Consider the following 6,275-nt stretch of genomic DNA (forward strand, 5'->3'; position numbering starts at 1 on the left):
CCATGACCTGGGGCAAAGGCCATTGGCCGCTGCGGGCCAAGCCAAGCCATTGCTCGAGAAGGGCAATACCTTGGGGCGGGGCAGCGGGAGGCGTCGACATGTCCATGCGGCGGGCGGTGTGATCGGATGTTCCGCCGATTTTCAAGCCGCGCCGCCAGGTTGGGCGCGGGGAATAGGCTGCGGATTGCGCAGCATTTCCCGCCCCGGGCACCTCAAACTGGGGAATCATGCCCCGCCGCGGGCAGGCGGCAGGGCCTTCGCGAGGCGTCAGACAGGCCGTAGTGGCCTGTCTTCGGTCCCCGCTCAGCCACCCAAATAGTCCGACTTGCCCAGCGGCACGCCGGCATGGCGCAACAGCGCGTAAGTGGTTGTCGCGTGGAAATAGAAGTTGGGCAGGGCGAAATGCCGCAGATAGGTCGAGCCATCGAACTTCAGTGGGTCACCGCTGCGGCGCGGGATGACGATCTCGCGCTCCTCGCTGCCGGCGAAGGCCTCGGCGGGCACGGACAGCACAAAGTCGCGGGTCTTCTTGATGCGCTCGGCCAGCTCGTCCAGCGTGGCTTCGTTGTCCTCGTACTTGGGGATCTCCTGGCCCCCCAGGCGGGCCACGCAGCCCTTGGCGGCATCGCTGGCGATCTGGATCTGCTTGGTGAAGGGCAGCATGTCGGGCGCCAGGCGCAACGTCAGGTAGACGTCGGTCGAGAACTTCCTGGTTTCGGCATGGGCCTTGGCGGCCTCCAGCCAGGTCAGCATATTGCCCAGCATCTTGGCGAATGCCGGCGCGCTGGCGGCGTGCATGGAAATCGGGGTCATCGGGTGTCTCCTTGAGGGAAAGCGATGGTAGCCATGCAACCCTGACCCCTGCTGAGCACCGTGCACAATCCCCTGCAGCTATGAACGTGATCATCCTGGACGACTACCAAGACGCCGTGCGCAAGCTGCGCTGCGCGGCGAAGTTGGAGCCCCTCAACGCCAAGGTCTTCACCAACACGGTCAAGGGCATCGGCCAGCTGTCCGTGCGGCTGCGCGATGCCGAGGTGCTGGTCCTGATCCGCGAGCGCACCACCTTCCCGCGCCAGTTGCTCGAGAAGCTCCCAAAACTCAAGCTGATCTCCCAGACCGGCCGTGTCGGCAGCCACATCGACGTCGAGGCCTGCACGCGCTTAGGAATTGCCGTGGCCGAGGGCGTCGGCAGCCCGGTGGCGCCGGCCGAGCTGACCTGGGCGCTGATCATGGCCTCCATGAGGCGGCTGCCGCAGTACATCGGCAACCTGAAACATGGCGCCTGGCAGCAGGCCGGGCTGAAGGCTGCGTCCATGCCGGCCAATTTCGGGGTCGGCATGGTGCTGCGCGGCAAGACGCTGGGCATCTGGGGCTACGGCAAGATCGGCCAGCTCGTGGCCGGCTATGGACGCGCCTTCGGCATGAAGGTCATGGTATGGGGCAGCGAGGCCTCGCGCCTGCGCGCCGAGGCCGATGGCTACCAGGCCGCCCCCAGCCGCGAGGCCTTCTTCGCCGAGGCCGACGTGCTGTCCGTGCACCTGCGCCTGTGCGACGCCACGCGCGGCATCGTCACATCCGAAGACCTGGCCCGGATGAAACCGACGGCGCTGTTCGTCAACACCTCACGGGCCGAACTGGCCGTCGAGGGCGCGCTGGTGTCGGCACTGAACCGCGGCCGGCCCGGCATGGCCGCCATCGACGTCTTCGAGAGCGAACCCATCCTGCAAGGCCACCCGCTGCTGCGGCTGGAGAACGCCGTCTGCACGCCGCACATCGGCTATGTGGAGCAGGACAGCTACGAGCTCTATTTCGACGCGGCTTTCGACAACGTGCTGAACTTCATCAATCAGCAGCCGACGAATATCGTCAACCCGGACGCACTGAAGGTCCTGCGCTGAAGTCCAGCGCTGAGGAAGCGGCCTTGAACCGTCCCGAATCCCTGACGGAACTCTTCCTGGCGTTCTCAAGGCTGGCCCTGCAGGGCTTTGGCGGCGTGCTGGCGATAGCCCAGCGCGAACTGGTCGAGCACCATCACTGGATGAGCAAGGAGGAGTTCGTCGAGACCCTGGCCATCGCCCAGGTGCTACCCGGGCCCAATGTGGTCAACCTGTCCATGATGATCGGCGACCGCTTCTTTGGCCTGCGAGGCGCCGTCGTGGCGCTGGCCGGCATGCTGGTGGCGCCCGCGATCATCGTGCTGGCCCTGGCTGCCGCCTTTGGCCAGCTGGCCCGCCACCCCATGGCCATCAATGCGCTGCGCGGCATGGGCGCGGTGTCGGCCGGACTGATCCTGGCCACCGGCATCAAGCTGCTGCCGGCACTCAAGAAGAGCCCGTTGGGCCGGCCGCTCGCCCTGGGCCTGGCCTTGACGGCTTTCGTGCTGATCGGTCTGCTGCGTTGGCCGCTGGTCAATGTGCTGGCCCTGCTAGGCGGCAGCGGCATGTTCCTGGCCTGGTGGAGAACACGGCCATGACAACGCCCGTCGATCTTCTCGGCCTCTTCCTGCATTTCCTGACGCTGTCGCTGCTGTCCATCGGCGGCGCCATCACGACGGTGCCCGAAATGCACCGCTACCTGGTCGACAAGACCGGCTGGCTGAGCGATACCGACTTCACGTCGTCCATCGCCCTGGCACAGGCGGCGCCAGGTCCCAACATCCTGTTCGTCGCGGTGCTGGGCTACAACGTGGCCGGCCTGACGGGCGCGGCGGCTGCGATGGCCGGCATCATGCTGCCGTCCAGCGTGCTGACCGTGACGGCCACGCGCTGGGCGCGCGCCAACCGCGAGCACATCGTGCTGCGCGCCTTCTCGGCCGGCATGATGCCGCTGACGCTGGGGCTGATCATCGCCACGGGCTGGCTGCTGGCCCTGCCTTTCCTGCGCGCCGACGAGCACCGCTGGAGCACGCTGGCGATGATTGCCGTCACCGTGCTGCTGACGCTGAGGACGAGGCTGGGCCTCGTCTGGATGGTGCTCGGCGGTGGCGTGCTGGGCGCGCTGGGTCTCGTCTGAGTTCTCAGACGCCCAGGCCCGCCTGCGTGGTCACGGAGCGCTTGCTGACGGGGGACATGCCCAGCGTCACCTGCGCATAGACCTCGTCGGAGCGCGGCATGATGATGGGCGTGTGGATGTCGGCCCAGCCGACGATCTCGGTGCCGGCGTCCTCGTCGAGCTTGGCGGTGTCGATGGCGCGCTTCTCGGAGTAGTTGACGCTGCCCGCGGCCAGCACCGAGACGGCCTTGTAGGGGCGCAGCAGCAGGCCGCCGGCCAGCCAGGTGAAGGTGCTGATCAGGTCGTCGGCACCGCCGTCGCCGGAGGGCAGATGGTCGCCGGCGAGGTCTTCGCCAAAAAGCTCGATCTCCAGCCGATAAGTGCGGCCGACATCGCTCGCGTCGAAGGTCATCGTGCCGGCGACGGTCACGTCGCGCTTGCTGCCATTGACGGCGCCGAGGGTGATGGTGGGGGTGGAAAGCGTGGCCATGATGGGCTCCTTGAGTCCGTTGGATCAGGTCGATGGCTCGCCGAGATGGCTTGCCTGCCTGTACTGACGCAAGGCAGCGCCCGCGGGGATCAACCCCGCGTTGGTGAAAGTTCACCCTGCGCCGACGCCACCCGGCCGAAACGCCGCGGGCGGGCGGCCCAGCAGCCGCAGGAAGGCGCGCCGCATGCGCTCGGTACTGCCGAAGCCGCATTCCAGCGACACCCGCAACACCGACGCCGAGCCGCCCTCCAACGCCGCGCGCGCCGCTTCCACGCGCAGCCGCTCGACCGCCTGCGCGGGCGTGGCGCCCGTCTCGGCGTGAAAACAGCGCGCGAAATGCCGTGGGCTCATGCAGGCCCGGGCGGCCAGCTCGTCCACGCGGTGATCGCGCTTCAGGTCGCGCCGCACCTCGTCCAGCAGCGCGCCGAAACGGCCGTCGGGGCGCTGCAGGTCCAGCAGCGGCGAGAACTGCGACTGCCCGCCGGGCCGCCGCCGCTCCACGACGAGCTGGCGTGCGGCCTCCCGCGCGAGGTCTTCGCCATGATCGTGGGCCAGCAGTGCCAGGCAGAGGTCGATGCCGGCGGTCATGCCGGCGCTCGTCCAGAGTTCCGGCAGGCCAAGCTGGCGGACTGCGGGCTCGCGGACGTAGATGCGGTCGGGCTGCAGGCGCACGGCGGGAAAGTCGCTGGCGAACTGCCGGCTGCGTGACCAATGCGTCGTGGCCGTGCGCTCATCCAGCAGGCCGGCGGCGGCCAGCACGAGGCTGCCGCTGCAGATGCTGGCTACGCGAGCGCCCGAGCGGCTGGCCCTGCGCAGCCAGGCAATGAGGCGGCTGTCGAGGCAGGCGGCGTCCACGCCATCGCCGCCGATCACCATGACCAGGTCGAGATCTCCCAGATGGCGCGGCAGCCCCTGCACCGGCCAGGCCACGCCGGCCGAACTGTGCACGGCAGGCGGCGCACTCGCCACCAGCCGCCAGTCGTAGCTGCCCGGCCGCGCCAGGCGGGCGAGCTCGAACACCGCCATGGGCCCGGCCAGGTCGAACTGCTGGAAGCCCGGGAAGAGCACGAAGGCGATGCGGCAGGTCATGCCGACATGATGGCAGGAAAGGTGGGAACTGCGTCATGGCGGCCATGGGCCAACCCACACAAACTGCTGGCCATGGACCACGAAGCACCCACCATGACCGACCCCGGACACGACCTCATCACCATCACCCGCCGCCCCGACACGGTTTTCGTCTCGGGCCAGGGCGCCTGGCTGACCGACGAGGGCGGCAAGCGCCACCTCGACCTCGTGCAGGGCTGGGCCGTCAACAGCCTGGGCCACAGCCCGGCTCTCATCACGCAGGCCCTGCTGGCGCAGTCGCAGCGGCTGCTGAACCCCAGCCCCGCCTACTACAACCGCCCGCTGCTGGACCTGGCCGGGCGCCTCGTGGATTCAAGCTGCTTCGACCGTGTCTTCCTCGCCAGCTCGGGCGCCGAGGCCAACGAGGGCGCGGTGAAGCTGGCGCGGCGCCGGGGCAGCCGCATGCGGGACGGTACCCACGAGATCATCGGCTTCGAGCACGCTTTTCACGGCCGCACGCTGGCGATGATGAGCGCTTCGGGCAAGCCGGGCTGGGGCGAGATCTACCCGCCCATGCCCGGCGGCTTCGTGAAGGCGCGGCTCAACGACATCGCTTCGGTGGAGCGCGCAATAACGCCACTCACGGCGGCCGTGATGATCGAATTCGTGCAGGGCGAGGCGGGCGTCGTTGTGGCCGACCCGGGCTTCGTGCGCGAGCTGCGCGCGCTGACGGCCGAACGCGGCGTGCTGCTGATCGCCGACGAGGTGCAGACCGGCATCGGTCGCTGCGGGCATGCCTTCGCCTACGAGCACTTCGGCATCGAACCCGACSTGATGACGCTGGCCAAGGGCCTGGGTGGCGGCGTGCCGCTGGCGGCCTTGCTGTGCAAGGAGGCGTTCAACTGCTTCGAGCCGGGCGACCAGGGCGGCACCTTCTGCGGCAACCCACTGATGGCGGCGGTGGGGCTTGCCGTGGTCAACGAGGTCTGCCGCGAGGAGTTCCTGGCCGGTGTGYGCGAGCGTGCGGCGCAGTTGTCCGCCGGGCTGCAGACTGTCGCGCGCGATCACGGCCTGGTGGGCGAACGGGGCCTCGGCCTGCTGCGGGCTCTGGTGCTGCCGTCAGACAACGCGAACGAGGTGGTGGCGGCCGCCCAGGCGCTGGCGCCGGTAGGGCTGCTGCTCAATGCGCCCCGCCCTCACCTCATTCGACTGATGCCGGCGCTGAACATCAGCGCGGCCGAGATGGACGAGGGGCTGGCGCTGCTGCGCCGGGCGCTGCGCGAGGTGCTGGGTTGAGGTTCAGCCCTGCGTGGTCCCGAAGATCTTGTCGCCCGCGTCGCCCAGGCCCGGGATGATGTATCCGACATCGTTCAGGTGACTGTCGATGGCCGCCGTCCAGCACCGCACATCGGGATGGGCCGCTTGCAGGGCCTTCACGCCCTCGGGGGCAGCCACCAGCACCAGGGCGCGCACGTCCTTGCAGCCGCGGGCCTTCAGCAGGTCGACGGTGGCGATCATGCTGCCGGCCGTGGCCAGCATGGGGTCGATGATCAGCGCCGTGCGGGCGTCGAGGTTGCCCACGAACTTGTCGAAGTAGTTCACCGGCTTGAGCGTCTCGTGATCGCGCGCCAGGCCCACGACCGAGACCTTGGCGTTGGGCAGGATGTCCAGCACACCGTCCAGCATGCCCAGGCCGGCGCGCAGGATGGGCACGACGGTGACC

Annotated in this window: 8 protein-coding genes; 4 read left to right on the top strand and 4 right to left on the bottom strand. The window is 68.8% G+C overall.

All coding sequences use genetic code 11. From position 1 onward, the window contains the following. Positions 1–303 precede the first annotated feature (303 nt). Positions 304–813 carry a DUF1993 domain-containing protein gene (locus AC1DU6_RS16635; RefSeq protein ID WP_457356429.1) on the bottom strand — a complete coding sequence of 170 codons (510 nt, stop codon included), beginning with the start codon at positions 811–813 and terminating at the stop codon, positions 304–306. An 80-nt stretch (positions 814–893) separates the two neighbouring features. Here AC1DU6_RS16635 and AC1DU6_RS16640 point away from each other — a divergent pair, with 80 nt between their 5' ends. From AC1DU6_RS16640 to AC1DU6_RS16650, 3 genes are read left to right on the top strand one after another with little or no spacing between them, the layout of a single operon-like run. After that, positions 894–1,901 carry a D-2-hydroxyacid dehydrogenase family protein gene (locus AC1DU6_RS16640; RefSeq protein WP_457322584.1) on the top strand — a complete coding sequence of 336 codons (1,008 nt, stop codon included), beginning with the start codon at positions 894–896 and terminating at the stop codon, positions 1,899–1,901. A 23-nt stretch (positions 1,902–1,924) separates the two neighbouring features. Continuing rightward, entirely contained in the window at positions 1,925–2,476 is a 552-nt protein-coding gene (locus AC1DU6_RS16645; protein ID WP_457322585.1) for a chromate transporter, read from the top strand. Next, a complete protein-coding gene (locus AC1DU6_RS16650; RefSeq protein WP_056196499.1) occupies positions 2,473–3,015 on the top strand; it encodes a chromate transporter in 543 nt (180 codons plus the stop codon). The genes AC1DU6_RS16645 and AC1DU6_RS16650 overlap by 4 nt, the downstream gene beginning before the upstream one ends. 4 nt (positions 3,016–3,019) lie before the next feature. Here AC1DU6_RS16650 and AC1DU6_RS16655 read toward each other — a convergent pair whose 3' ends face one another. After that, positions 3,020–3,484 carry a hypothetical protein gene (locus AC1DU6_RS16655; protein ID WP_056196495.1) on the bottom strand — a complete coding sequence of 155 codons (465 nt, stop codon included), beginning with the start codon at positions 3,482–3,484 and terminating at the stop codon, positions 3,020–3,022. 111 nt (positions 3,485–3,595) lie between these two features. Continuing rightward, positions 3,596–4,573, bottom strand: a complete 978-nt coding sequence (locus tag AC1DU6_RS16660; protein ID WP_477858404.1) for a GlxA family transcriptional regulator — start codon at positions 4,571–4,573, stop codon at positions 3,596–3,598. Between the two features lie 93 nt (positions 4,574–4,666). On the opposite strand from AC1DU6_RS16660, the gene AC1DU6_RS16665 reads away from it, so the two are divergent. Then, the gene (locus tag AC1DU6_RS16665; protein WP_477858406.1) at positions 4,667–5,848 is read left to right on the top strand and encodes an aminotransferase class III-fold pyridoxal phosphate-dependent enzyme; all 1,182 of its coding nucleotides are present in this window, start codon (positions 4,667–4,669) and stop codon (positions 5,846–5,848) included. A gap of 3 nt (positions 5,849–5,851) precedes the next feature. Here the strand turns inward: AC1DU6_RS16665 and upp are convergent. Next, on the bottom strand, positions 5,852–6,275 hold a 424-nt coding region (upp, locus tag AC1DU6_RS16670; protein ID WP_477858408.1), incomplete at its 5' end, for a uracil phosphoribosyltransferase.

Source organism: Roseateles sp. P5_B10 (genome assembly GCF_056400485.1).

What these genes read in the sequence shown, in the direction of transcription:
- AC1DU6_RS16650 (WP_056196499.1), top strand. Translation starts at nt 2,473, where the DNA reads ATGACAACGCCCGTCGATCTTCTCGGCCTCTTCCTGCATTTCCTGACG.
- AC1DU6_RS16660 (WP_477858404.1), bottom strand. Translation starts at nt 4,573, where the DNA reads ATGACCTGCCGCATCGCCTTCGTGCTCTTCCCGGGCTTCCAGCAGTTC.
- AC1DU6_RS16635 (WP_457356429.1), bottom strand. Translation starts at nt 813, where the DNA reads ATGACCCCGATTTCCATGCACGCCGCCAGCGCGCCGGCATTCGCCAAG.
- AC1DU6_RS16640 (WP_457322584.1), top strand. Translation starts at nt 894, where the DNA reads ATGAACGTGATCATCCTGGACGACTACCAAGACGCCGTGCGCAAGCTG.
- AC1DU6_RS16655 (WP_056196495.1), bottom strand. Translation starts at nt 3,484, where the DNA reads ATGGCCACGCTTTCCACCCCCACCATCACCCTCGGCGCCGTCAATGGC.